At 43.2% G+C, this 1,259-nt stretch carries 1 protein-coding gene; it reads right to left on the bottom strand.

Annotation, left to right across the window (positions count from 1 at the left end; translation table 11 throughout):
* Nucleotides 1–33: 33 nt before the first annotated feature.
* Nucleotides 34–1,238, bottom strand: a protein-coding gene (locus R7E78_RS24240; RefSeq protein WP_318058353.1) for an IS3 family transposase whose coding sequence is annotated in 2 segments (ribosomal slippage) — nt 34–887 and nt 887–1,238 — 1,206 coding nt in all. Because the reading frame shifts where the segments join, the coding sequence is not laid out codon by codon here.
* Between the last annotated feature and the right edge of the window lie 21 nt (nt 1,239–1,259).

Here is a 1,259-nt window from a genome sequence, read left to right as displayed (position 1 = left end):
TGACCCGTCCTGATATGGGTTGACACTTTTTAACTAAAACGCTCGATGTACTTCATCGGGCGTTTTGTATTTTAAAGCCGTATGAGGCCTCATTTGATTATAGATATCTACGGACTCTGCTACCATCGTCCTTGCTTCTTTCAGATCTTTCGGTTTCTTCAGCAAGAGCTCCATTTTGAGTATCCCATTTACACGCTCAGCTAAAGCATTCTGATAACAGTCATTCCCGTCTGTCATTGAGCAAGTCACTCTATGTTTCTTATGGATATCTTGATATTCCTTCGAACAGTATTGTGAGCCTCTATCTGAGTGGTGTATTAGCTTTTCTTCACTCTGCCGTTGCCTGAGAGCTGAGATAAATGCCCGCTTAACTGATTGAGTTTTCATGTTGTCATCCACATAAAAACCAACAATCTTCCTTGAATAAGCGTCTGTAACCAAGCTGAGATAACTCTCTCCATTTTGAGTTGGCAAGTAAGTAATATCAGCAACCCACAGTTGTTCTGGCTTCGTTGGTGTCAGCCCATCTTTCACTTTGTTTGGGGGACAGAAAAATCGATGACGGCTGTCAGTCGTTCGGTGATAGGCTCGTCTTGCTCTCACTAACAGCCGATGCTTTCTGAGAAGTTCAAAGAGCTTATCGCGACCTATTTGAATGCCCTTTGTTGCTGCTAAGAACTTCAGTTTACGCGTGCCAATGCGTGGCTGCTTCAGCCTGACTTCACGGACAAAGCCAATGACAGTATGCTCATGATGTTCACAACGAGATTGAGTTTGGCATTGCTTATAATAAGCTTGGCGAGAGATTTGTACTAACTGACAAAACTTCGTAACGCTCAAACCTACTATGGTTTTCTCTTGGACAACGCTTCTTTGTGCTTTTTTGTCACTCTAACACCATAGTCACGTTCCATAACGTTCACGACAGCTTCAAAGAAGTCGGCTTTGAGTTGAGCATCTTCGAGCTGCTTTTCAAGCTCTTTAATACGTTGCTCTGGTGTAGGAGGTGAGTTGAACTCGGTCATAGAGTCTCCTTTGGACATAAAGTTAGGTGTCCCTTTAGACCAATCTAGTCGACCATGCTTACGAAGCCAAACCAAAACCGTAGAGCAACCTTGGATGCCATACTTCTCTTGGGCTTGTTTGTAAGTGAGGCTTCCTTTTTCAACCTCATCAACTACAGTGAGTTTAAAAGCGAGGGAGTAATCGCGCTGAGTTCTTTTAGTTGTTGATTTCATAACACTCTCCAATTTTGGGGG

It is taken from the genome of Vibrio sp. YT-19(2023) (assembly GCF_033337395.1).
The sequence above is the reverse complement of the archived record's forward strand: the minus strand, read 5'-3'. Positions and strand labels throughout refer to the sequence as shown.